The sequence below is a fragment of the Undibacterium pigrum genome (assembly GCF_003201815.1).
In the GTDB taxonomy this organism is placed as follows: Bacteria; Pseudomonadota; Gammaproteobacteria; order Burkholderiales; family Burkholderiaceae_D; genus Undibacterium; species Undibacterium pigrum.
Window position 1 is genome coordinate 926,858 of the sequence record NZ_QJKB01000001.1, and the last position, 21,811, is coordinate 948,668.

General features: G+C 49.8%; 20 protein-coding genes. 11 read left to right on the top strand and 9 right to left on the bottom strand.

Annotation, left to right across the window (positions count from 1 at the left end):
* Nucleotides 1–11: 11 nt before the first annotated feature.
* The gene (locus DFR42_RS04070) at nucleotides 12–1,463 is read left to right on the top strand and encodes a DUF1501 domain-containing protein (RefSeq protein WP_110253640.1); all 1,452 of its coding nucleotides are present in this window, start codon (nucleotides 12–14) and stop codon (nucleotides 1,461–1,463) included.
* A 45-nt stretch (nucleotides 1,464–1,508) separates the two neighbouring features.
* Here DFR42_RS04070 and DFR42_RS04075 read toward each other — a convergent pair whose 3' ends face one another.
* Complete coding sequence (locus DFR42_RS04075) at nucleotides 1,509–2,429, bottom strand: glutaminase (protein WP_110253641.1); 921 nt, start codon at nucleotides 2,427–2,429, stop codon at nucleotides 1,509–1,511.
* 37 nt (nucleotides 2,430–2,466) lie between these two features.
* Nucleotides 2,467–3,033 (bottom strand): dCTP deaminase, encoded by a 567-nt coding sequence (dcd, locus tag DFR42_RS04080; protein ID WP_110253642.1) that lies wholly within the window; start codon nucleotides 3,031–3,033, stop codon nucleotides 2,467–2,469.
* Between the two features lie 278 nt (nucleotides 3,034–3,311).
* On the opposite strand from dcd, the gene DFR42_RS04085 reads away from it, so the two are divergent.
* The 6 genes from DFR42_RS04085 (at nucleotide 3,312) to DFR42_RS04110 (ending at nucleotide 11,482) form a co-directional block, all read left to right on the top strand.
* Nucleotides 3,312–5,651, top strand: a complete 2,340-nt coding sequence (locus DFR42_RS04085) for a YgiQ family radical SAM protein (protein ID WP_110253643.1) — start codon at nucleotides 3,312–3,314, stop codon at nucleotides 5,649–5,651.
* A gap of 165 nt (nucleotides 5,652–5,816) precedes the next feature.
* On the top strand, nucleotides 5,817–6,107 hold the full coding sequence (locus tag DFR42_RS04090; protein WP_170133408.1) for a hypothetical protein: 291 nt from the start codon (nucleotides 5,817–5,819) through the stop codon (nucleotides 6,105–6,107).
* Nucleotides 6,108–6,285: 178 nt separating this feature from the next.
* A protein-coding gene (gene prfB / locus DFR42_RS04095; protein ID WP_110254228.1) for a peptide chain release factor 2 occupies nucleotides 6,286–7,390 on the top strand; the annotation gives its coding sequence in 2 pieces (ribosomal slippage) (nucleotides 6,286–6,366 and nucleotides 6,368–7,390; 1,104 coding nt in all).
* 90 nt (nucleotides 7,391–7,480) lie between these two features.
* A complete protein-coding gene (lysS, locus tag DFR42_RS04100) occupies nucleotides 7,481–9,016 on the top strand; it encodes a lysine--tRNA ligase (RefSeq protein ID WP_110253645.1) in 1,536 nt (511 codons plus the stop codon).
* Between the two features lie 95 nt (nucleotides 9,017–9,111).
* Nucleotides 9,112–10,899, top strand: coding sequence for an ABC transporter ATP-binding protein (locus DFR42_RS04105; RefSeq protein ID WP_110253646.1), 1,788 nt, complete (start codon nucleotides 9,112–9,114; stop codon nucleotides 10,897–10,899).
* A gap of 109 nt (nucleotides 10,900–11,008) precedes the next feature.
* Nucleotides 11,009–11,482: a cupin domain-containing protein gene (locus tag DFR42_RS04110; RefSeq protein ID WP_110253647.1), complete on the top strand. Its 474-nt coding sequence runs from the start codon at nucleotides 11,009–11,011 to the stop codon at nucleotides 11,480–11,482.
* A gap of 44 nt (nucleotides 11,483–11,526) precedes the next feature.
* On the opposite strand, the gene DFR42_RS04115 is transcribed toward DFR42_RS04110, so the two are convergent.
* From DFR42_RS04115 to DFR42_RS04120, 3 genes are all read right to left on the bottom strand, one after another.
* Nucleotides 11,527–12,519, bottom strand: a complete 993-nt coding sequence (locus DFR42_RS04115; protein WP_110253648.1) for an NAD(P)/FAD-dependent oxidoreductase — start codon at nucleotides 12,517–12,519, stop codon at nucleotides 11,527–11,529.
* Between the two features lie 74 nt (nucleotides 12,520–12,593).
* Nucleotides 12,594–12,791: a hypothetical protein gene (locus tag DFR42_RS28950; protein ID WP_146218783.1), complete on the bottom strand. Its 198-nt coding sequence runs from the start codon at nucleotides 12,789–12,791 to the stop codon at nucleotides 12,594–12,596.
* A gap of 82 nt (nucleotides 12,792–12,873) precedes the next feature.
* Nucleotides 12,874–13,323, bottom strand: a complete 450-nt coding sequence (locus tag DFR42_RS04120) for a CBS domain-containing protein (protein WP_110253649.1) — start codon at nucleotides 13,321–13,323, stop codon at nucleotides 12,874–12,876.
* A 166-nt stretch (nucleotides 13,324–13,489) separates the two neighbouring features.
* Here DFR42_RS04120 and DFR42_RS04125 point away from each other — a divergent pair, with 166 nt between their 5' ends.
* The 3 genes from DFR42_RS04125 to DFR42_RS04135 are packed head-to-tail and all read left to right on the top strand — an operon-like array spanning nucleotide 13,490 to nucleotide 16,238.
* On the top strand, nucleotides 13,490–14,800 hold the full coding sequence (locus DFR42_RS04125) for an O-acetylhomoserine aminocarboxypropyltransferase (protein WP_110253650.1): 1,311 nt from the start codon (nucleotides 13,490–13,492) through the stop codon (nucleotides 14,798–14,800).
* Between the two features lies 1 nt (nucleotide 14,801).
* Nucleotides 14,802–15,608 carry an alpha/beta fold hydrolase gene (locus DFR42_RS04130; RefSeq protein WP_110253651.1) on the top strand — a complete coding sequence of 269 codons (807 nt, stop codon included), beginning with the start codon at nucleotides 14,802–14,804 and terminating at the stop codon, nucleotides 15,606–15,608.
* 12 nt (nucleotides 15,609–15,620) lie between these two features.
* On the top strand, nucleotides 15,621–16,238 hold the full coding sequence (locus tag DFR42_RS04135; RefSeq protein ID WP_211324145.1) for a LysE family translocator: 618 nt from the start codon (nucleotides 15,621–15,623) through the stop codon (nucleotides 16,236–16,238).
* Between the two features lie 125 nt (nucleotides 16,239–16,363).
* Here DFR42_RS04135 and DFR42_RS04140 read toward each other — a convergent pair whose 3' ends face one another.
* The 4 genes from DFR42_RS04140 to DFR42_RS04155 form a co-directional block, all read right to left on the bottom strand.
* Entirely contained in the window at nucleotides 16,364–17,434 is a 1,071-nt protein-coding gene (locus DFR42_RS04140; protein ID WP_110253653.1) for a sulfotransferase family protein, read from the bottom strand.
* Nucleotides 17,435–17,511: 77 nt separating this feature from the next.
* Nucleotides 17,512–18,522 carry a hypothetical protein gene (locus tag DFR42_RS04145; protein WP_110253654.1) on the bottom strand — a complete coding sequence of 337 codons (1,011 nt, stop codon included), beginning with the start codon at nucleotides 18,520–18,522 and terminating at the stop codon, nucleotides 17,512–17,514.
* A 20-nt stretch (nucleotides 18,523–18,542) separates the two neighbouring features.
* Nucleotides 18,543–19,247 carry an adenylyl-sulfate kinase gene (gene cysC / locus DFR42_RS04150; RefSeq protein ID WP_110253655.1) on the bottom strand — a complete coding sequence of 235 codons (705 nt, stop codon included), beginning with the start codon at nucleotides 19,245–19,247 and terminating at the stop codon, nucleotides 18,543–18,545.
* A gap of 44 nt (nucleotides 19,248–19,291) precedes the next feature.
* The gene (locus DFR42_RS04155; protein WP_110253656.1) at nucleotides 19,292–21,031 is read right to left on the bottom strand and encodes a methyl-accepting chemotaxis protein; all 1,740 of its coding nucleotides are present in this window, start codon (nucleotides 21,029–21,031) and stop codon (nucleotides 19,292–19,294) included.
* A gap of 432 nt (nucleotides 21,032–21,463) precedes the next feature.
* On the opposite strand from DFR42_RS04155, the gene DFR42_RS04160 reads away from it, so the two are divergent.
* A complete protein-coding gene (locus DFR42_RS04160; protein WP_110253657.1) occupies nucleotides 21,464–21,796 on the top strand; it encodes an Mpo1-like protein in 333 nt (110 codons plus the stop codon).
* Nucleotides 21,797–21,811: the final 15 nt, after the last annotated feature.

Below are 21,811 nucleotides of genomic sequence, written 5' to 3' on the forward strand. Positions count from 1 at the left end.
CGGAGTCCGACATGACTAAAGTTAATGCTTCACGCCGCGAATTTTTGCGTGTCTCTACTGCTCTGGGTGCGATGGGTGCTGCTGGTAGCGCCAGCCTGCCTTTCGCCCTGAATCTGGCAGCCATGGGCTCTGCAGCTGCACAAACTTCATCGGGCGGCTACAAGGCCCTGGTGTGCCTGTTCCTGTACGGTGCCAATGATCATGCAAACACCATATTGGCAACGGACACGACATCGTGGAATCAGTACACCACAGTGCGAACCACCAATGAGGCTGGTTCAATAGCCCTGCCTCCTGCAGGTAATAGTGGTGGTGTACTGCCTATCAGCCCGACCACGACACAGGCTGGTCGCAGTTTTGCACTACATCCTCAACTGGGGCCATTGAAAACCTTGTTTGACGGTGGCCGCGCAGCCATCATCAGCAATGTAGGTCCATTGATCGTACCCACTACACTTGCACAGTACAAGGCTGCAAGCGTACCCATTCCTCCCAAGCTGTTTTCTCACAATGACCAACAATCCTTGTGGCAAGCATATGCGCCGGAAGGTGCAATTTATGGCTGGGGTGGTCGCATGGGCGATATGCTGGCTTCCAGTAATGCCTATCCGGTATTTACAGCAATATCAGCTTCCGGTAATGCAGTTTTCCTCGCTGGCCGCACAGTTAATCAATATCAGGTCAGCGGCTCCGGTGCAGTGCCTATTGGTGGTTTAACTGGCACCTTGTTTGGCTCCAGTGCAGCCGGCAACCCCTTGAAAAACATCATCGCTTCGGACAGTGCCAACCTGTTTCAGAAAGAACATGCCGCTGTCACCAACCGCTCCATCAACGCGCAAAGTCTGCTCAGTCCGGCAATGGCGCCGGCTGGCGGTACTGGTGTACCCAACCCCACCACATACACCAATCCAAATACAGGCAATCAGGCCACTAATGGGCTGGCAACGCAGTTACAAACCATCGCCAGGATCATCGCTGGACGCAGTACTCTGGGCGCACAGAGACAAGTATTTTTTGTTGCTCTGAATGGTTTCGATACACACGATGCACAGCGTACCGCCCATGCTGACCTGATGGCACGACTTGCTCACGCACTCAGCTACTTTGATGGCGTTATGGGAAATCTGCAAGGTACGGACATGCGCAAGCAAGTTACCCTGTTTACGGCATCCGACTTTGGCAGAACATTTACCAGCAATGGGGATGGCACTGATCATGGCTGGGGCTCACATCACTTTATCGTGGGTGGCGCAGTCAAGGGCAACAATATTTATGGCGAGTTCCCAGTCACCGGACTCAAGCACAATCTGGATGTAGGTTCAGGCAGCCTGCTCCCACAAATTTCTGTTGATCAGTATGGTGCAACACTGGCGAACTGGTTTGGCTTGAGCACAACACAGATCAATGATGTTTTTCCCAACATCGTGAACTTTTCAAATCGCAACCTGGGATTTATGGCGTAGTCCACAATGCGGCACTGCGCGCCTGACAGCGTGCAGTGCCGTAAATCAAAATATCGATCTGGCTGTCAATGTTGTGAAACGCTCCAGAGCATAAGTGCCTGCCAGCGAATTACCGGTTGCATCCAATCCCGGCGACCAAACGGCCACCGCCAGCTCACCTGGCACCAGCGCCAGAATGCCACCACCTACTCCACTCTTGGCTGGCAAACCCACACGATAAGCAAAGTCCCCTGCCGCATCATAGGTGCCACAAGTCAGCATCAATGCATTCAGACGTTTGGATGAACTTGCATCAAGGATTCGCTGCCCACTCCAGGGCACGCTGCCATGATTAGCAAGGAAGCCACCTGCCTTGGCCAATTCAGCACAAGTCATGGTCAGCGAACATTGACGGCAATAACTGTCGATGACGGTCTTGACCGGGTTGTGCAGATTGCCAAAATCTTTCATCAAATGCGCGATCGCATAATTGCGATGTGCAGTCTGACGTTCAGACTGGGCAACCGCCATATCAAAATCGATGGTGGGTTCGCCCGATATGGTTCTGGCAAACTGCTGGACTGCAATGTCTGATTGTACAAAGCGGGCCGACAAGATGTCAGCAATGACCAGAGCACCGGCATTGATGAAAGGATTGCGTGGCTTGCCACGTTCATATTCCAGCTGCACCAGGGAGTTGAAAGGATTGCCGGAAGGCTCACGCCCTACCCGCTCCCAGATCGCATCCCCCTCACGGGAAAACGCCAGCGCCAGCGCAAACAGCTTGGTGACGCTTTGCAATGAGAATTTTTGCTGACTATCACCAATACTATAGGTGCTGCCATCCAGGCAATACACAGCCATACCAAAATGCTGTGTCGACACTTTGGATAACTCAGGAATATAGGAAGCTACTTTCCCTTGAGACAATAAAGGCTGGACTTCAGCAAAAATAGTCTGAAGTATGGCTGCGTAATCCGGCTGCATGAATTTCTTGTATCGAGTCTTGGATTCAGTCTTGAATTCAGGTTTTCGGCAAAGTTACGCCAACTTGGCCCTGATATTTGCCGCCACGGTCTTTGTAGGATGTTTCGCAAATTTCATCACTTTCAAAGAACAAGACCTGAGCACAACCTTCACCTGCATAAATCTTGGCTGGCAATGGTGTGGTATTTGAAAATTCCAGCGTCACATAACCTTCCCATTCAGGCTCGAACGGCGTGACATTAACGATAATGCCGCAACGCGCATAAGTGGACTTACCCAGGCAGATGGTCAATACGCTGCGTGGAATACGGAAATATTCCATCGTGCGAGCCAGCGCAAAAGAATTTGGTGGAATGATGCAAACATCACCTTTGAAATCGACAAAAGATTTTTCATCAAAATTTTTGGGGTCAACAATGGTGCTGTTGATATTCGTGAAAATCTTGAATTCGTCGGCGCAGCGTATATCGTAACCGTAGGAAGAAGTGCCATAGCTGACAATGCGGTTACCATCACGTTCACGCACCTGACCCGGTTCAAACGGCTCTATCATGCCGTGTTGCTCTGCCATGCGGCGTATCCACTTGTCTGATTTGATACTCATATACCTCTCCTGCCAAATTAATATTGGCGCGATTTTACGCGAAAACAGCTATATCTAATATGGAATTAGCTCTTGAAAATACAAACAAATTCGATGAAATTTCTGCTAAGGAGCTGTCATGACAGGCTGCCGTCAATTCGCAACCCCGCCAGGTATGCGACCTGACAGCAGAAATTGTTAATTAAAAAGTCATATCAATTTCATGCAAGCTTTTGATTTTTCAGAAGAATTTCCTTATCGCCGCGCAAAACCAGCCGCTTTCCGGTACAATTCCGCCAATGAACGCTCAGCCTAAAAATCTATTCTCTTTTCCTCGCTTCCGCCCTGAAGTCGGTGGAAAAAATACTGCACCCTTCCTCCCCATGTCACGCGCCGAAATGGATGCGCTGGGATGGGACAGTTGCGACGTTATCCTCGTCACTGGCGATGCCTATATCGACCACCCCAGCTTTGGCATGGCCCTGATAGGTCGCTTGCTGGAACATCATGGCTTTCGTGTTGGCATCATCAGCCAGCCAGACTGGCAGTCTGCCGACGCCTTCCGCGCTTTAGGCAAACCCAATCTGTATTTTGGCGTCACTGCTGGCAATATGGATTCTATGGTGAACCGCTACACCGCTGACCGCAAAATACGCTCTGAAGATGCCTATACGCCAGATGGTGACCGCACCAAGCGCCCTGACCGTGCCTTGGTGGTTTATGCCCAACGCGCCCGCGAAGCTTACCCAGATGCCAATGTCGTCGCCGGCAGCATAGAAGCCAGTTTGCGTCGTATTGCGCATTATGATTATTGGTCTGACAAGGTAAGGCGCTCCGTCCTGCCTGACTCGAAAGCCGACATCCTGTTGTTTGGCAATGCCGAACGCGCCCTCATTGACCTGACGCACCGACTCGCTCAGGGTGAAGCGATCAAGGACATCCGCGATTTGCGCGGTACTGCCTTCATGACACCAAAAGGCTGGTTGCCAGACGAAGAATGGACAGAAATCAACTCTGTCAAAATTGATACTCCGGGTAAGATAGAAGCGCATACTGACCCGTATGCCATGGTGCCCGAAAAAGAAGCAAAATGCGCCACGGGCGATGCGCCTGCGACTACTGCCGTCTCTGCGGAAGCCAAGTCTGAAGTCAAAGTCGAAACCAAGGCCGACGTTGTGCAGTTACAAGCCATACGCATCATGAGCCGTGAAGAACGCCAGCTCATGCTACGAAATAAGCAGCACAAGTCCGTGATACGCCTGCCTTCCTTTGACGAAGTCAAGGAAGATGCTGTCCTGTACGCCCACGCCTCGCGCGTATTCCATCTGGAAGCCAATCCAGGCAATGCCAAGGCACTGGTGCAAGGCCACGGCGACCGTGATGTCTGGCTGAACCCGCCACCGTTGCCACTGGCTATGGATGAGATGGATGGCGTGTATGACCGCGCCTATGCACGTGCGCCCCACCCTGCTTATGGCAAGGCACGCATACCAGCCTGGGAAATGATACGTTTCTCGGTGAATATCATGCGTGGCTGCTTTGGTGGCTGTACTTTCTGCTCCATTACCGAGCATGAAGGCCGCATCATACAGAGTCGCTCCGAACCTTCAATTTTGCGCGAGATAGAAGAAATCCGCGACAAGGTCAAAGGCTTTACTGGCACCATCTCTGATCTGGGTGGCCCAACAGCCAACATGTATCGCTTGGCCTGCAAGGACAAGAAGATAGAAGAATCCTGTCGCCGCCTGTCCTGCGTCTACCCAAGCATCTGCTCAAACCTGGGCACAGACCACAGCAAACTGATTTCGATTTACCGCAAGGCACGTGCCCTGCCCGGCATCAAGAAGATACTGGTCAGCTCTGGTCTGCGCTATGACCTGGCAGTGCGCTCACCTGAATATGTCAAAGAGCTGGTCACTCATCACGTCGGCGGCTTATTGAAGATCGCGCCTGAACATACTGAAGCTGATACTTTGTCCAAAATGATGAAGCCCGGCATAGGCAGTTACGATGAGTTCAAGGCCATGTTCCAGAAGTACTCGAAAGAAGCCGGCAAGGAACAGTACCTGATCCCTTACTTTATCGCCGCCCATCCGGGCTCTACCGATGAAGACATGGTGAATCTGGCTGTCTGGCTCAAGAAAAATGATTTCAAGCTGGACCAGGTGCAAACCTTCATGCCTACTCCTATGGCGCTGGCAACCACCATGTACCATACGCGCAAGAATCCGCTGAAGAAAGTGACAGCTGATTCTGAAGTGGTAGAGACTGCACGCTCTGGCAAGATACGCAAACTGCACAAGGCGCTGCTGCGCTATCACGCACCAGAAAACTGGGAAATCATTCATGAGGCTCTGGTACGCATGGGCAGACGCGACTTGATAGGTAGCGGGCCCAAACACTTGATCCCACTGCGTCAGCCACATATCCCGATTACCATCGATGAAAGTGGTGTCGCCAATGGCAAGCGCGTAGCTGCACCAAGGATTGATACCTTTGGCAAAAAATCGTATGCACGTGCTGCTGCAAATGCAAAAACAACACCTGGCAAACCTGCAGCTGCCAGTTCTGCACGACCGGCATTGGCCTATAAGTCAGCAAAGCCTAAAGCTGCACCCAGCAAGACAGGCAGGCGCTAGCAAATTAACAAGCAACAATGTTCTGCAATAAATGAAAGCTGTGTTGGCCCGCACCGGACTACACAGCTTTTTTTCAAGCTGGCCCTTTTCATGTTCTGCCACTGATGTAGAATCAAATCATCACTTGCCACCAAATCCAGGTCATCAACACCACAGGGAGGAAGTATGAAACACATGAAAACAGTATTAATACTTGAGCATACTGAAGAGGTTTTCGACAAGCTCACCTGTGATGTCTGTGGTGCAGAATCCAAATGGGATGAAAACTGGGCGGCCAAAGAGCATGAAAAGTCCATCACCACCCTGCAGCTGGAAGAGGAAGAATCTTTCCCTCATGGTGGCCAATCTACCCAGACGCAATACCATATATGTCCATCCTGCTTCAAAACTCACCTGGCAAAGTGGATGGAAAGCCACAGAGAGTCGAAGCCTACCGTCACCAACTCTGTCTGGTAACGATAAGCGTGCTGTACTAACGATCACTTTTGGCAAGTAATCAATAAACCCTGACAAATCTGTCGGGGCTTAGTCGGAATTTAATATCATTTAAACATATCCACGTGAGCAAATTACATCAAGCGTCCTGCAGCAAGGTATAATGCAAGGTTTGATTGCATTAGAAAAGTATAAAATCATGGAAGCTGAACGCCTCAATAGCCTGTCCGCCCTGCTCGCCGACCTGACAGTCCGCGAAGCCGAACTCCGGAGGTATCTTTGACTTCGATATCAAGTCAGAGAAACTAGAACAAGTCAACGCCGAACTGGAAGACCCTGCCGTCTGGAATGATCCCAAACGCGCCCAGGAACTAGGCAAAGAAAAAAAATCCCTGGAAAACGTCGTCAATACGCTCGTCAAAGCGGATAGCGGCCTGCGCGACGCCAATGACCTGTTCGCCATGGCGCGTGAAGAAAATGATGACGACACACTGGAAGCCATAGAAGTCGACGCGCAAGCTTTGCGCGAACTGGTGGAAGGCATGGAATTCCGCCGCATGTTCAACAATCCTATGGACCCGAACAACTGCTTTATCGATATCCAGGCTGGTGCTGGTGGTACTGAAGCACAGGATTGGGCATCCATGCTGTTGCGTCAATATTTGCGTTATTGCGAACGCAAGGGCTTCAAAGTCGAAATCATGGAACAGTCTGACGGCGATATCGCTGGTATCAAGACAGCCACTTTGAAAGTGGAAGGTGAATATGCCTATGGCTTCCTGCGTACTGAAACCGGCGTACACCGCCTGGTACGCAAGTCACCATTTGATTCCAACAATGGACGCCATACTTCTTTCTCCAGCCTGTTTGTCTACCCTGAAGTAGATGACTCGTTTGAGATCGATATCAATCCAGCAGATGTGCGTACAGATACTTACCGCGCCTCTGGTGCCGGTGGTCAGCATATTAATAAAACCGACTCTGCCGTTCGTTTGACGCACGGCCCTTCCGGCATCGTCGTCCAATGTCAGAATGACCGCAGCCAGCACAGGAACCGTGCAGAAGCATGGGAAATGTTGAAGGCCAAGCTGTTTGAGCTTGAGTTGCGCAAGCGCATGAGTGAAAAGCAGAATCTGGAAGATTCCAAGACCGATGTCGGCTGGGGTCATCAAATTCGCTCTTATGTACTGGATCAATCCCGCATTAAGGATTTACGCACGAATTTTGAATCAGGCAACACCAAGGCAATTCTGGATGGTGACCTGGATGAATTCATCGCGGCATCCTTAAAGCAAGGCGTGTAATTATTTTGTACAGTGCGCAGGCGACTGCCTGCGCAGCCTTAAAGAATCAAAACCCGCAGGCCAGATGCCTGCCCTCCCTTAGGGAAAATTATGTCTGATATCAATAACACGACAGCAGGTGAATTGCCTGTTGATGAAAACTCCATCATCGCCGAACGTCGCGCCAAACTTGATGCTATCCGCTCTAAAGGCGTAGCATTTCCCAATGATTTCCGCCCACAACACAAGGCAGCGGAACTGGCAGAGAAATACAGCGCAATGAGCCGCGAAGAACTGGAAGCACTGAATATTGAAGTCAGTGTCGCTGGCCGTATGATGCTGAAACGTGAAGCTGGCAAAAAAGCCGCCTTCGCGACATTGCAAGATGCTTCAGGCATCAAGGCTGATGGCCGCATACAGTTGTATGTCACCACGGACAAAACCGGCGAAGCCGAAATGGAAGCCTTCCGTCACTATGACCTGGGTGATATCCTGGGCATAGAAGGCGTACTGTTCAAAACAAAAACTGACGAATTGACAGTCAAGGTCACGACCTTGCGCATGCTGACCAAGTCCCTGCGCCCATTGCCTGACAAATTTCATGGTCTGGCCAATCAGGAAACCAAATACCGTCAGCGCTATGTCGACCTCATCATGAGCGAAGACACGCGCCGCACCTTCAAGGCGCGCACGGCAGCCATGAACTCTATTCGCACATTCATGAACAGCAATGATTTCATGGAAGTGGAAACGCCAATGCTGCACGTGATACCTGGCGGCGCTGCTGCCAAGCCTTTCATCACCCATCACAATGCGCTGGACATGCAGATGTATTTGCGTATCGCACCTGAGCTGTATCTGAAGCGCCTGGTAGTCGGTGGCTTTGACCGCGTGTTTGAAGTGAACCGCAACTTCCGCAACGAAGGTGTATCACCACGCCACAATCCAGAATTCACGATGATGGAATTCTATGCGGCCTATGTCGATTACAAATGGCTCATGGACTTTACTGAACAAGTCATCCGCAAAGCCGCTGAAGATGCACACGGCACAGCCGTATTGACCTATCAGGGTCGCGAACTGGATTTGAGTAAGCCTTTCCAGCGTCTGACTATCGTTGGCGCCATCAACAAATACGCACCAGGCTATACCGATGAGCAATTGCATGATGCAGAATTCATCAAGAAAGAACTGTTGAAATTTGGCGTCAAACCTTTCGCTACAGCCGGTCTGGGTGCATTACAACTGGCCCTGTTTGAAGAAACTGCCGAAGCACAATTGTGGGACCCGACTTATATCATTGACTACCCAGTCGAAGTCTCGCCACTGGCACGTGCCTCTGACACAGTTACTGGCATCACCGAGCGCTTTGAGTTGTTCATGACAGGTCGTGAAATCGCCAATGGCTTCTCGGAATTGAATGACGCAGAAGACCAGGCAGCGCGCTTCCAGGCTCAGGTTGCGGCAAAAGATGCGGGCGATGAAGAAGCCATGTACTACGACGCAGATTACATCCGTGCTCTGGAATATGGCCTGCCACCGACTGGCGGTTGCGGCATAGGTATAGACCGTTTGATGATGTTGATTACTGACTCACCTAATATCCGTGACGTGATCCTGTTCCCGCATTTGCGCCGGGAAGATTAATAATTGACATAGTCAAGCATAAATAACGAAGGGACTGTAAAATTTGCAGTCCCTTTTGTTTTTTGCCATCTTCTGCTATTAAGTAAATCTCTGCCATGCCACCAGTCCACCCGCTTAAAAAACTCCTGAATTACGCCAAGGCCTATAAGAAAGATTTTCGCCTGGCGACCATTTATTCGATATTAAACAAATTCTTTGATGTCCTGCCAGAGGTTTTGATTGGTGTCGCAGTCGATATCGTCATCAATGGCGACAAGAGTTTTTTGGCAAAGCGGGTGCTTGGCGGTTTCGGTATTACCGACACCTGGCATCAACTGATGTTCCTTGGCGCGGTGAATGCACTGATCTGGGCTGGTGAATCCTGGTTTGAATATCTGCTGTCCATCAAATGGCGCAAGCTGGCGCAAAACCTGCAGCATGATCTGCGCCTCGATACTTACGACCATGTGCAAAAGCTGGAGATGGCTTATTTTGAAAACCAGCGCACTGGCAATCTGATGTCCATCCTCAATGAAGATATCAACCAGATGGAACGTTTCCTCAATGGCGGTGCGAACCAGATCATCCAGGTTATCTGCTCTTCCATCATGGTTAGTGCAGTGTTTTTCACCTTACAACCATCTCTCGCAGTTATCTCCTTATTGCCAGTACCGTTGATATTGATAGGTGCATTCTGGTTTCAAAAACGCCTGGCACCACGCTATTCTGAAGTACGTGAAGCGGCTGGCGATGTCAGTGCCCGCCTGAATAATAATTTACTAGGCCTGGCAACCATCAAAGCCTTTGCGACGGAGACTTTTGAAAAAAATCATATCGCCGAGGCAAGCAATACTTATCGCGAGGCAAACAGCAATGCAATTGCCATCAGTGCTGCTATCACACCTGTCATACGCATGGCGATTCTGGCTGGCTTTACCGCAACCCTGGTCTACGGTGGTTGGCTGACTTTGCAGGGCGACCTGGCTGTCGGCGCTTATTCTGTATTGGTGTACCTGACGCAGCGCCTGCTGTGGCCCATGACAGGCCTGGCAGAAGTCGCAGACATGTACCAACGTTCAATGTCCGCCATAGACCGCGCCATGGGCTTGCTGGATACCAAAATCAATATCCCCTACGAAGGCAAACATGTTGCACCTTCACAGATCAAGGGTGAGCTGCAGTTTGACAAGGTTGATTTTGCTTACGGCGACCAGAAAACCTTGCAGCAAATCAGCTTGCATATTCCAGCTGGGAAAACGGTTGCCTTTGTCGGTTCCACAGGTTCAGGCAAATCAACATTGGTTAAATTGCTTTTGCGCTTCTATTCTGCACAAGCTGGGAAAATCACTCTGGATGGCACGGAGATCAATGATATCAACCTGCAAGACCTGCGTCGCTGCATAGGTTATGTTGCGCAAGACAGTTTCCTGACCGATGGCACGATAGCAGACAATATCGCCTATGGCATGCAGGATGCTGATGACGCATCCATCAGGGATGCCGCACAAGCAGCCGAAGCCATGGAATTCATTTCAAAGCTGCCACTGGGTTTTGCCACACGCATAGGTGAACGCGGACAAAAACTGTCTGGCGGCCAGCGCCAGCGCCTGGCACTGGCAAGGGCAATTTTGAAAAATCCTCCTATACTGATACTGGACGAAGCCACCAGTGCCGTCGATAATGAAACCGAAGCAGCAATACAGCGCAGCCTGGATGTTGTCAGCCGCAACCGCACCACGATCGTCATCGCCCATCGCTTATCTACAGTACGCCAGGCAGATTGCATACACTTGCTGGAAGCTGGCAATATCATGGAAAGTGGCACACATGACGAATTGCTGGCATTGGATGCTGGTTATGCAGCCCTGTGGCGCTTGCAGACTGGTGAACGCGCTCATGTATAATTTGAGTGGGCACCAAAATTAGAAAATGTAGATAGTTGCCTATTTAACTTTGTTTTTCATACTGGATTAAAATTCAGTGCTACTCTTACAATATGGGAGAGTATAAAGCATGAAAAAATCACTGACGACAGGCTTGGCTGCCGCTTTAGTCACCTTGCTGGGGGTTACATCCTACCAGGCTATCGCCTATGTCACACAGGCGCAGCCCCCAAGTACAAGCGCAGTCAATTTGCCAGTAAAACCTTTTGAAGTTGATCCCTCCTGGATCAAGGAAGGCAAGCCCAATTTCCGTGCGGCAGAGTTTTTCAAATCACACGATGGCGAAACCAGCTCAGGCATTTTTGAATGCGATGGACCATCTACTTTTGAATGGCATTACCAGCTTGATGAAAGTATCTACGTGCTTGAGGGTGGCGTAGATATTGAATATGAAGGGAAAAAGTTTTCCCTGAAGCCGGGTGATACCGTGCTCTTCCGCGCTGGCACGACAGCACTCTGGCACGTACCTAAAGGCATACGCAAGAGCTGGACTCTGCATGATGCTGGCAAACCCGCACGCGGGCTTGCCAGCTTACTTAAATGAGTTCATTTAAACCCAAATAAGCACAGCAATAAGCTGACAACCGATCAGGAAATAGCCTTCGCCAGTGCCAGCGCACTAAGGAAGGCATTTTCCACCTTGCCTGCACCTTCAAGGCCGGCAGCAAACCAGTCGCCGCAAACACCTATGCCCTGCTTGCCATTCCACAAAAAATCAGAATCCACTGGCTTTACTGCCTCGGCATAGCGCCAGCGATGTACAACAGCATGGATAGGTTGTATCCATGAACCGGTGGCTTCATGGAAAGCCTTGGTCAGTTTTTCTTTAACCCTTTCATCATCATCTTCCAGATGCTCGATGCTCCATGCCTGGGTAGCATGACAAACCCAGCGTTCGCCAGCCCTGTGTAAAGGCTTGGCATCATCATGTGCTATCCAGCCAAGGCGGGAATTATTAATCCATGCACCGTCATAAGGTAGATCCAGTGAAGTCTGAAAGCCCAGCATCAGCGTCCAGCATGGAGCCAAGTGGGCCTGCTTGGCCTGTTTGGCCAGAGCTGGAGCTACGCTCAGCAGGGGTTCTGCCTGGTCGGCTGGAATAGCCAGTATCACTGCGTCAAACGGCCCGGCAGTTGCCGCGATTGGTACCGTGGCTGAACGGATGGACAGCAGCCATTGCTTGCCATGCGCTTCCAGGGAACTCACATGTTGCTCTGCACGCACGTCCAGGCCGTGCGCCAGTTGCTTGCCCAGCGAACTCATGCCAGGCACAGCAATATAACGCGTACCACTGCGCCCTGCTGGCTTACTGTTGCCAGCTTCTAGCGTTGCCAGCTTGGCCGTCCAGGGAACGACCCAGCCAAATTTTTTCCAATCTGCAATTTCTTTTTTGAAGCGGTCCGAGCTAGCGGTGAAGTATTGCGCCCCATGATCAAAACCGCCTAACTCTGTGTGCCTGGTACTCATGCGGCCACTGACGCCCATGCTCTTTTCGTACACAGTGACATGATGACCCTGCGCCTGCAGCTGACGCGCAACTGTCAACCCTGCTAATCCGGCACCAACAACAGCGATATGCATATTATTTTCCTTATATAGCGTCCAAACAGACAATAAAAAACGCCCGCTATACAAGCTTGCGGGCGTCAATTGGTTTAGTGCATATTGATATCTACTTTAGGAACAGCGTTCTCACGGCCATGCAGGCTGGCGCGGCGTGCTGTACAGTCAGGGATGCTGCCTCTGACCAGACGCAACACCCTGCAAACCCGGGAATCAAGTTCGCGCGGCATGACTTTCATACGACGGGGGCCGTACAAGCCTGGCTTTGCTGTGCAACTGTCTGGCTTCATTCGCTATCCTGAAATAGAGATCAAGGTACTGTAATCAATCCATTGCTTCAATGACTTCAGTCACTGGTGATGTCAATGATGATTACTGCTCATTTTCTTCAACCGGCCAGTCGCGAATATAGGCTTTCAACATCTTGTTCTCAAAGCTTTGCGCCTCCAGTACAGCCCTGGCTACGTCATAGAACGAGATCACGCCCAGCAGGGTTTTGGCATCCATGACAGGCAGGTAACGTGAGTGCTTCTCCAGCATCATGCGGCGCACTTCATTGACTTCAGTTTCTGGAGTCACGGTGAGCGGATGATCATCCATGTATTTGCGTACCGTACCAGTGCCCAGCGAGCCCTGGTTTTTATGAATTGCACGTATGACTTCACGGAAAGTCAGTATGCCAACCAGATCGCCGTACTCCATCACGACCAGAGAACCTATGTCTTTCTCTTCCATGACGCTGACGGCTTCGGTGATAGGGATATCAGGTGTGATCGTGAAAAGGATATTACCTTTCACTTGAAGTATCTCTGAAACTTTCATGATGCCCCTCCTCTTATACATTTATGTGGACCTTCATTGCAATGTATCGCAAGCCTTGCAAAAAATCCAGCATGTAAAATATTTTATTCTCGAATTCACCTGCATTTTGCATGCTTGGCATCAGCGATGGTAGCATTGCTGCCTCACAATATGGAGACTCTCACCAATGAGCGGCCCTAAATACCACGGCTTTGATACCCTGTCCCTGCATGCAGGCGCTACGCCTGATCCAGCCACAGGCGCACGTGCCACCCCTATTTACCTGACATCCTCTTTTGTATTCAAGGATTCAGATCATGCTGCATCGCTTTTCAATATGGAAAGAGCGGGCCATGTCTATTCACGCATCTCCAATCCCACCAATGCTGTTTTGGAAGAAAGAATTGCAGCACTCGAAGGTGGGGTTGCCGGCATTGCCGTTGCCAGTGGGCAAGCTGCCATGCACCTGGGCCTGACAACCATAGCCGGTGCAGGTTCTCATGTGGTTGCGTCGCGCGCCTTGTACGGCGGCTCGCAAAACCTGCTGGCCTATACGATGAAGCGCTTTGGCATCGAAACGACTTTCGTGGACCCGCGTGATCTGGATGCCTGGCGTGCTGCGATACGCCCGAATACCAAGGTGCTGTTTGCCGAAACACTGGGTAACCCGGGACTGGACGTGTTGAACATCCCCGCAGTTGCAGAAATTGCGCATGAGCATCATTTGCCGCTGATGCTGGACTCGACCTTTACCACACCTTATCTGCTGAAACCATTTGATCACGGTGCTGATCTGGTGTTCCACTCGGCTACCAAGTTCCTGTGCGGCCATGGTACGGCCATAGGGGGCTTGCTGGTTGACGGAGGCACGTTTGACTGGCAGGCAGCCTATGAAAAGACAGGGCGCTTCGCTGAACTCTGCGAGCCTTATGATGGCTTCCATGGCATGGTATTCAGCGAAGAGTCAACAGTCGCCGCATTTTCACTCAGGGCCAGGCGTGAAGGTTTGCGCGACTTTGGTGCCTGCATGAGCCCGCACAATGCCTTCACTATTCTTCAAGGTATAGAAACCCTGGGCATGCGTATGGACAGGCATGTGGCGAATACCCGCAAAGTAGTCGAATTTCTGGTAGCGCATCCGGCAGTCGATTCAGTTTCCTACCCTGAGCTGGAAAATCACCCTGACTATCAACTGGCAAAGACCTTGTTACCCAAAGGTTGCGGTGCAGTATTTTCATTCAATATCAAAGGTAACCGCGCCGCCGGACAGCGCTTTATTGAATCGCTGAATATTTTTTCTCATCTGGCCAATGTCGGCGATGCCAAGTCCCTGGCCATCCATCCAGCTTCAACCACGCATTTCCGCGTGCCTGCAGAGCAGTTGCTGGCTTCTGGCATTACCGAGGGAACCATGCGTCTGTCGATAGGACTGGAAAATGTCGAAGACCTGATTGAAGACCTGTCACGTGCTCTCAAAGCTGCACAGAAAGGAGCCTGAGATGTTATTTAAAGTCAATGGCCAGACAGTCTATTGCTATACCGGTGGCAAGGCTTACAATCCTGTCCTGCCTACGCTGGTGTTCATCCATGGTGCACAAAACGATCACTCGGTCTGGGGCTTGCAGACCCGCTACCTGGCACATCACGGTTTTAATGTGCTGGCAGTCGACTTACCCGGCCATGGCCGCAGCAAAGGGCAGGCACTGACCAGCGTAGAACAAATGGCAGACTGGCTGCTTGCTTTGCTGGATGTAGCAGGCATAGCGCAAGCCACGCTGATCGGACACAGCATGGGTTCCCTGATCGCACTGGAGAGCTGCTTTAAAGCGAACTCACGTGTCAGCAAGCTCATCATGGTTGGTACAGCCTACCCCATGAAAGTATCCGACACTCTGCTTAATGCCGCCCGTGATGAAGAGCAGACCGCAATTGATATGGTGAATATCTGGTCGCACACTTCCATTGCACATAAGCCATCCTGCCCTGGCCCAGGGTTTTATGTCATGGGTGTCAGTCAGCGCCTGATGCAGCGTATTTCTGCCATCAATCCTGACAAGGTTTTTTATACTGATTTTGCTGCGTGTAACGCCTATGCCAATGGCGAAGCAGCCGCGCAATCAGTGAGCTGCCCCAGCCTGTTCATACTCGGCAAAAAAGACATGATGACACCAGCAAAGGCCAGCCTGACCTTGAGCAAAGCCATCGCAAACAGCCAGCAAAAGATCATAGACAATTGCGGCCATTCATTGATGTCTGAACAGGCAGATCAGGTTTTGACGGCCATTCACGATTTTGTGAAGGCATAAGCGGTGATGGCAATGAATCTGGAAAGCTGGGCCTTGTTTACAGCCACGGAGGCAGCCTTGTCGCTGTCGCCAGGCCCTGCAGTCATGATGGTGGTTGCCTATGGCATAGCCAGGGGTTGGCGCACATCTCTGTTTGTCACGTTGGGCATATTGACGGGTAATGCGATTTACTTTGCAGTATCGGCAACAGGCATAGGTTCGCTGATACTGGCTTCGCCACAAGTATTTATGGCGATTAAATACCTGGGTGCGGCTTACTTGGTCTATCTTGGTTTATCTGCCATCTTTGGCAAACCGTCGCCATTGACTATATCCAAACTGGATGGTGTAGCACTCAGTGGCAGGAAGATATTCAGCAGCGCGTTGATGCTGCAATTAATGAACCCTAAAACCCTGTTAATGTTTGTGGCGATATTGCCGCAATTCATAGACCCCAGGGAACCAGTAGGTGTGCAGATGCTGATACTGGCAGCCTGCTCCATCATCCCTGAATTTTTTATTCTGTTGGGTTATGGCATGCTGGCCAGCAAAGCCAGTCACTGGGCGACGCAGGAAAGGTATGCAGTGATTACAGAAAGAATAGCCGGCACTCTGGTAGCAGGTGCCGGCATCATGGTTGCACTGGTTTAGGGGTTGTTGCGAAATTAACCTGGCGTTGTTGCGCCTCCTGAATGTAAAACCCGGTACTAAAGTACTGTCTGCGTCGGCGACGCCTAGCCATCTTAATTTCGCAACAACCCCTTCGTTTTTAATTTTTATGCATGCACAGGCAGGCGCTGGTTCAGGCTTGCCAGGTAATCTGCCCTGAAGCGGCGCAAGACATAGTCTTTGTAATTGTCATGCTTCAAGCTATCCCAGGCTTCTACCCTGCCTTTGCTGGATTTATCTTTTGCTGCCGCAAGCACTTCCGGACTTAACTCCAGATTGGCATCCGTCATCATTTCATAGCCATACAATTGCATGAATTCTTTGGTCAGGCTTTCTATGACTTCAATTTCCTGCATACTCAGTTGCTGCTTGAACTTGTCCTTGTTGGCCATGACAGGCGGGAAGCGGTTGGTTGCCCACAATGCCGACATCTGTGATATTTGCTGTGCTTCGCTGGAGTGAGTCACATCCAGCATTTCAGGCAAGAATTGTATGTCAAAGAATTGACAGATGGCACGCAGGACCGTTTCCTGGTTACTCAGGAAATCTTCATACCTTATGGTCAGCACTCTATCGGGATGACGCTGGATAATATCGCGCGATAACTGATGAGCTTCCAGCCATGCAAGCGCATTCAGTGTCGAATCATAGTCATGAATGATGGCCTTGTTCATCGAAGCAACCTGCGCCCGGGGGTCCCTGACCACATTCAGGAACAACATATTCGGGAACAGTTGCAATAACTCTTCTGCATAGTGCACGCTATCGAGCGACTTATCCATGACGATACTGGCATGGTGATGCTCACCTGTGCGCAATAATAATTCCCACAATATTCTGTGTACGCTGCGTTGGTCATTCTTGATAGATTCAAATACATCTACCGGATCAAACACCATGCCCTTCCATTTCACCATGCTGGCGGCTTGCAAGCCAACCACATCAACGACCAGCCTGAAATAAGACTCGTCATCACTCAGATCACCATAACGCGGTACCAGAGGCATGAAGTCAACGATATGCAGGGGATAAGGCGAATAAAATTCCTTGTTGTTATTCAGACGCAGACGCAAGGCATGGCTGCCACAGCGACGCAAGGGTATCATCAGGACAGGAGTCGGGCGTTTTTTAGAAGCAGCCGTTTTTTGTACGCTGCTTGCACTATCTGATTCTGCCATGATGTTCTCCTCATACTTGAAGGTAGGAATATGGAAAACCGCTCACATCTCATTTAGCTCATTCAGCTTAATTAAGCTCATGTGAGGCTGAGTTGAGGCATTCCCATTTTCTCAAAATAAGCCATAAAAGCTTGCACAAAACTATCCACTTCTGATGCTGCTAAATTGTTGATACCGCCCGCGCCACGCCGTCCACCGCCAGTAGCAAACGCAGAACAGAATTGACTGGCGGGACAATTTTCTGCATCACCTGAACGTATGCTGACGACATAACTGCCATCTGGTTTTGCTGTCAGCACCGCGAATGATTTTCCAGGTTCTTCCTGTGTCAATTGATTTGCCAGAATGCCAGACACCCGCCTGGCCCAGGCTTGGGCAGGCAGGATATAGATGGATGTCAATTCACCTTCTCTGTCAGCACGCAAGCCTTGCATGAATGCCATGTCACTGGCATAGGCATTACGCAGCACTGCAAATTGCGCAGCATTATGCAAAAAATCAAAAGGGTTTGCATAATCATGTACTGCGCTGTATAAAACCGCAGGGTGAAAATGCAAATCATCTACCGACTCGCCATAGGCGTTGTAGTTGAGCAAAATACCCAGCTCCTGCAATTGATCACATTGAGGCCTGCTCAAGCCGCCTTCATGTGCCAGGGCGGTAGCAACAACTGGCAAGTTATCGCCGTAAGCCGCTACAACGGCCCATTGCCAATATTGTCCGTCCAGATAACGATTCACCAGTATGCTGCTGCATACATCAGCAGCCATATCGCAATGCAAGTACAGGCGCTCGTGTTCAAATGCCTGTGCAGCATTGTGATGATCGAAGTAAGTGATTTCTGCACCAGCAGCGAGATGTTTGCGCAATGCTGCAATATTGCTGTCGAGAGAAATATCCAGCACGGTCACCCTGTCACCGGGTCTGGCGACAAAACGGCTCAACAAATCAATATCGCGTTTGGCACCTGTGATCAATTCTGCGCTGACTGCTTGTGCCAGCCTTAGCTGATGCAAAGCGCAAATACCATCGGCGTCACCATTGAACACATCATAGGCTTGCACTGTATTATTAATCTCTGCTGACATGAATTTTCCGCTATTTTCCGTTATTTGATATAGCATAATCCTATCAAATGCCTGTAGAGTTTTTCCGCAGCCTCTTCTATGGTGTGTTGTTCGGAATTGATTTCCAGGTCAGGGTCCAGTGGCGCTTCATAAGGAGCCGAGACACCTGTGAATTCTGGTATTTCTCCCCTGCGTGCCTTGGCATACAGGCCTTTGGGGTCACGCCTCTCACAAACGATGCCCGGTGTGCTGACATGCACCTCGACAAAACGCTCCAGGCCTATGATTTCTTTCGCCATGGCGCGGTCATCACGAAATGGTGAGATAAATGCGGTGATGGCTATCATGCCGGCCTCATTCATGAGATGCGCAACCTCGGCTGCCCTGCGTATGTTTTCGCGCCTGTCATGGGCAGAGAATCCGAGATCACTATTCAAGTGATGGCGCAGATTGTCACCATCCACTACGAAACAGCAGTGCCCTCTTTCCAGCAATATCTTTTCCAGTGCATAGGCAAGCGTAGACTTGCCAGCACCGCTCAAGCCCGTCAGCCATAAAGTCGCAGGGCTCTGCCGCATCAAGCGTTCACGTGCACTGGAATTGACGACACCATAATGCCATTTGATATCCACCCCGCTGTTGTGCGGAGTCTGCACAAAGCGTCCAAATTGCGTTCTGCGCTCCACCCTTACAGGTGTCTGCTCAGCTTGAGGTTTGTCTTCCAGTATGCTCGTATTCGCTTGCATGAATTACTCCTGGCATCCAACAACACAATAAATGAATTAGCTCATTAAAACTCTTCCCAATCAGCATTGCCTGATTGAGGATTACTATTGGCATTCGCTACACGTTTGATCTGTTTCACCGCCCCCTTGTTTGCGGGTGCGGCTTTTTTGATCAAAGGGACAATTTTTTTATCTGCAACAGCAGGTTCATGCCATGCAGGCTGGACAATTTTCTCTGTCGTTAACTGGAAGGTACTGACCAGTTGAGATAAATCATCTGCCTGGTTTTGCAAGGCAGTAGCTGCCGCTGCCGCTTCTTCTACCAGGGCAGCATTTTGCTGGGTGACATCATCCATCTGTACGATGGCTTCATTGATCTGTTCTATACCAGCAGTTTGTTCCTGGCTGGCCAGCATGATTTCACTCATGATGCCTGTGACGCGTTTGATACTGACGACTATTTCATCCATGGTCACACCAGCCTGATCTACCAGCTTGGCACCTACTTCCACCTTGGTGACAGAATCATCGATCAAATGCTTGATCTCGCGGGCAGCTTCGGCTGAGCGTTGCGCCAGGTTTCTGACTTCTGTCGCAACCACGGCAAAACCACGGCCTTGTTCACCAGCACGGGCAGCCTCTACAGCCGCATTGAGCGCAAGTATATTGGTCTGGAAAGCAATGCCATCTATAACACCAATGATGTCGACAATTTTGCGCGATGAAGTATTGATGGAACCCATGGTATGAACAACCTCAGACACGACCGTGCCTCCCTTAATTGCGACGTCCGAGGCAGATTGCGCCAGGATATTGGCTTGCCTTGCGCTATCGGCATTTTGCTTGACGGTAGAGGTAAGCTCTTCCATGGACGATGCTGTTTCTTCCAGAGAACCCGCTTGCGCCTCAGTACGGGAAGACAAGTCCATATTGCCTGAAGCAATTTGCCGCGATGCGGTAGCAATCGTGTCAGTGCCTGAACGTACCATGCCAACAATGTCAGCCAAACCTTTTTGCATTTCATACATCGCATGCATGAGGCTGTGGGTATCTTTATCCGCCAGGCGAATGGGTACAGACAAATCACCTGCGGCAATTCTCTCGGCAATTTGCACGGCATAGCGTGGCTCGCCTCCCAGTTGTTTCAACAAGCTCTTGACGATGAGCCAGGCTGCCAGCATGCCGACGAATAAGGCAGCTGCGCCAAACATATACATGAGTTTTTTTGCATCGTTGTAATCTTGCTGTGCCTGGGCAATGGCTGCAGAATTTTGCTTCTCTTCGTCAGAAATAAAATCATTCAGCAAGTCCCACCATTTTTTTTGTACAGGACGAAATTCAAAGCGCAGTAATTTATAAGCTTCTTCACCCTTTTTTTGAACACCGAGATCAGCACCTTTGGCAATAAATGGCTCAGACAGCTTTGCCTGATCACGTATTTTTCCTAATAAAGCAAGCTGCTCAGGTGAAGCATTTGGATCAGCCTTCAACATCTGAGTAAGTTTATCTTCAGCTTCAGTATATTTTTTTGTTTGCGCAGCGATCCTTTTTACTTCGATCTGGATTTCTGCTTCATCTGACAGGAGAATGAGATTACGCAAAGCCAGGGCCCGCTCAGTCACAGTCAGGTACATGGTGGATGCGAGTTTGGACTGTACATTATTGACGTTGGCGATTTCCTCCAGACGCTGATGCATCTTCGCCATATACGCTATCCCCAACAGCAGGACAACTAGAAGCAAGCCCAAAACCAAGCCAAAACCAGTGATAAGACGGGTTGAGACTTTCGAATTCTCGATGTTCATGATTCCCCCAAAACGTTGTCAGCTAATTTAATTTTTGACTTGTTTGAATAATCAGGGCTTGCATAAGTTTGTTCGACAAACTTATATTGCCACATAGAATTTAATGCCACAAGGAAATTATTAAAGATTGTGTCTTTTGAATAAAGCTTTTAATATCAAATACTTATGTCATTAAATATAACTATCGCGCGACTAAAGTCAGTAGCAAAAATCGTATATAGTTATTTATTAAATGCATATCAACTTGAATAATAGTAGATGTTTTTGCAATGTCAATATTGCAAATTATTATTTACAACAGGGTTTGCGGCTGCGGCAAACATATTGATAAATCATTTGAATATTTTTTAAGCTCACAGACTACATATGGCCTAATATGGAAAAACAAAACCGTCTGCTCAAAGACAGCAAAGAAAACAAAAGGACACAATCATGGCAGAGAAATACAAGGAGTTTTCAGCGTTCTATGTTTTCTACCTGACAGAACACAGCAATAAGACTTGCCGACAATTGCACTTTCTTGGAAGCAGCCTGGTGATCATGTGTATAGCCATATTTATCATCACGGGTCAGGCTGTTTATTTACTCGCAGCACCCGTCTGCGGTTATGGCTTTGCCTGGCTAGGCCATTTTGTTTTTGAAAAGAATCGCCCGGCCTCCTTCAAACAGCCTTTGTTTTCTTTCATGGGGGACTGGGTCATGTACTGGCAGTTGCTGAGCGGGAAAATCGGTTTTTCTCAGCAAGATGATGTGCATAAAGCCTAGGGTGCCTGGCAAACT

What these genes read in the sequence shown, in the direction of transcription:
- cysC (WP_110253655.1), bottom strand. Translation starts at nt 19,247, where the DNA reads ATGCAAGCGAATACGAGCATACTGGAAGACAAACCTCAAGCTGAGCAG.
- DFR42_RS04145 (WP_110253654.1), bottom strand. Translation starts at nt 18,522, where the DNA reads ATGTCAGCAGAGATTAATAATACAGTGCAAGCCTATGATGTGTTCAAT.
- DFR42_RS28950 (WP_146218783.1), bottom strand. Translation starts at nt 12,791, where the DNA reads ATGAAGCCAGACAGTTGCACAGCAAAGCCAGGCTTGTACGGCCCCCGT.
- DFR42_RS04135 (WP_211324145.1), top strand. Translation starts at nt 15,621, where the DNA reads ATGAATCTGGAAAGCTGGGCCTTGTTTACAGCCACGGAGGCAGCCTTG.
- DFR42_RS04115 (WP_110253648.1), bottom strand. Translation starts at nt 12,519, where the DNA reads ATGCATATCGCTGTTGTTGGTGCCGGATTAGCAGGGTTGACAGTTGCG.
- DFR42_RS04130 (WP_110253651.1), top strand. Translation starts at nt 14,802, where the DNA reads ATGTTATTTAAAGTCAATGGCCAGACAGTCTATTGCTATACCGGTGGC.
- dcd (WP_110253642.1), bottom strand. Translation starts at nt 3,033, where the DNA reads ATGAGTATCAAATCAGACAAGTGGATACGCCGCATGGCAGAGCAACAC.
- DFR42_RS04110 (WP_110253647.1), top strand. Translation starts at nt 11,009, where the DNA reads ATGAAAAAATCACTGACGACAGGCTTGGCTGCCGCTTTAGTCACCTTG.
- DFR42_RS04125 (WP_110253650.1), top strand. Translation starts at nt 13,490, where the DNA reads ATGAGCGGCCCTAAATACCACGGCTTTGATACCCTGTCCCTGCATGCA.
- DFR42_RS04085 (WP_110253643.1), top strand. Translation starts at nt 3,312, where the DNA reads ATGAACGCTCAGCCTAAAAATCTATTCTCTTTTCCTCGCTTCCGCCCT.
- DFR42_RS04155 (WP_110253656.1), bottom strand. Translation starts at nt 21,031, where the DNA reads ATGAACATCGAGAATTCGAAAGTCTCAACCCGTCTTATCACTGGTTTT.
- lysS (WP_110253645.1), top strand. Translation starts at nt 7,481, where the DNA reads ATGTCTGATATCAATAACACGACAGCAGGTGAATTGCCTGTTGATGAA.
- DFR42_RS04090 (WP_170133408.1), top strand. Translation starts at nt 5,817, where the DNA reads ATGAAACACATGAAAACAGTATTAATACTTGAGCATACTGAAGAGGTT.
- DFR42_RS04120 (WP_110253649.1), bottom strand. Translation starts at nt 13,323, where the DNA reads ATGAAAGTTTCAGAGATACTTCAAGTGAAAGGTAATATCCTTTTCACG.
- DFR42_RS04070 (WP_110253640.1), top strand. Translation starts at nt 12, where the DNA reads ATGACTAAAGTTAATGCTTCACGCCGCGAATTTTTGCGTGTCTCTACT.
- DFR42_RS04140 (WP_110253653.1), bottom strand. Translation starts at nt 17,434, where the DNA reads ATGGCAGAATCAGATAGTGCAAGCAGCGTACAAAAAACGGCTGCTTCT.
- DFR42_RS04075 (WP_110253641.1), bottom strand. Translation starts at nt 2,429, where the DNA reads ATGCAGCCGGATTACGCAGCCATACTTCAGACTATTTTTGCTGAAGTC.
- DFR42_RS04105 (WP_110253646.1), top strand. Translation starts at nt 9,112, where the DNA reads ATGCCACCAGTCCACCCGCTTAAAAAACTCCTGAATTACGCCAAGGCC.
- DFR42_RS04160 (WP_110253657.1), top strand. Translation starts at nt 21,464, where the DNA reads ATGGCAGAGAAATACAAGGAGTTTTCAGCGTTCTATGTTTTCTACCTG.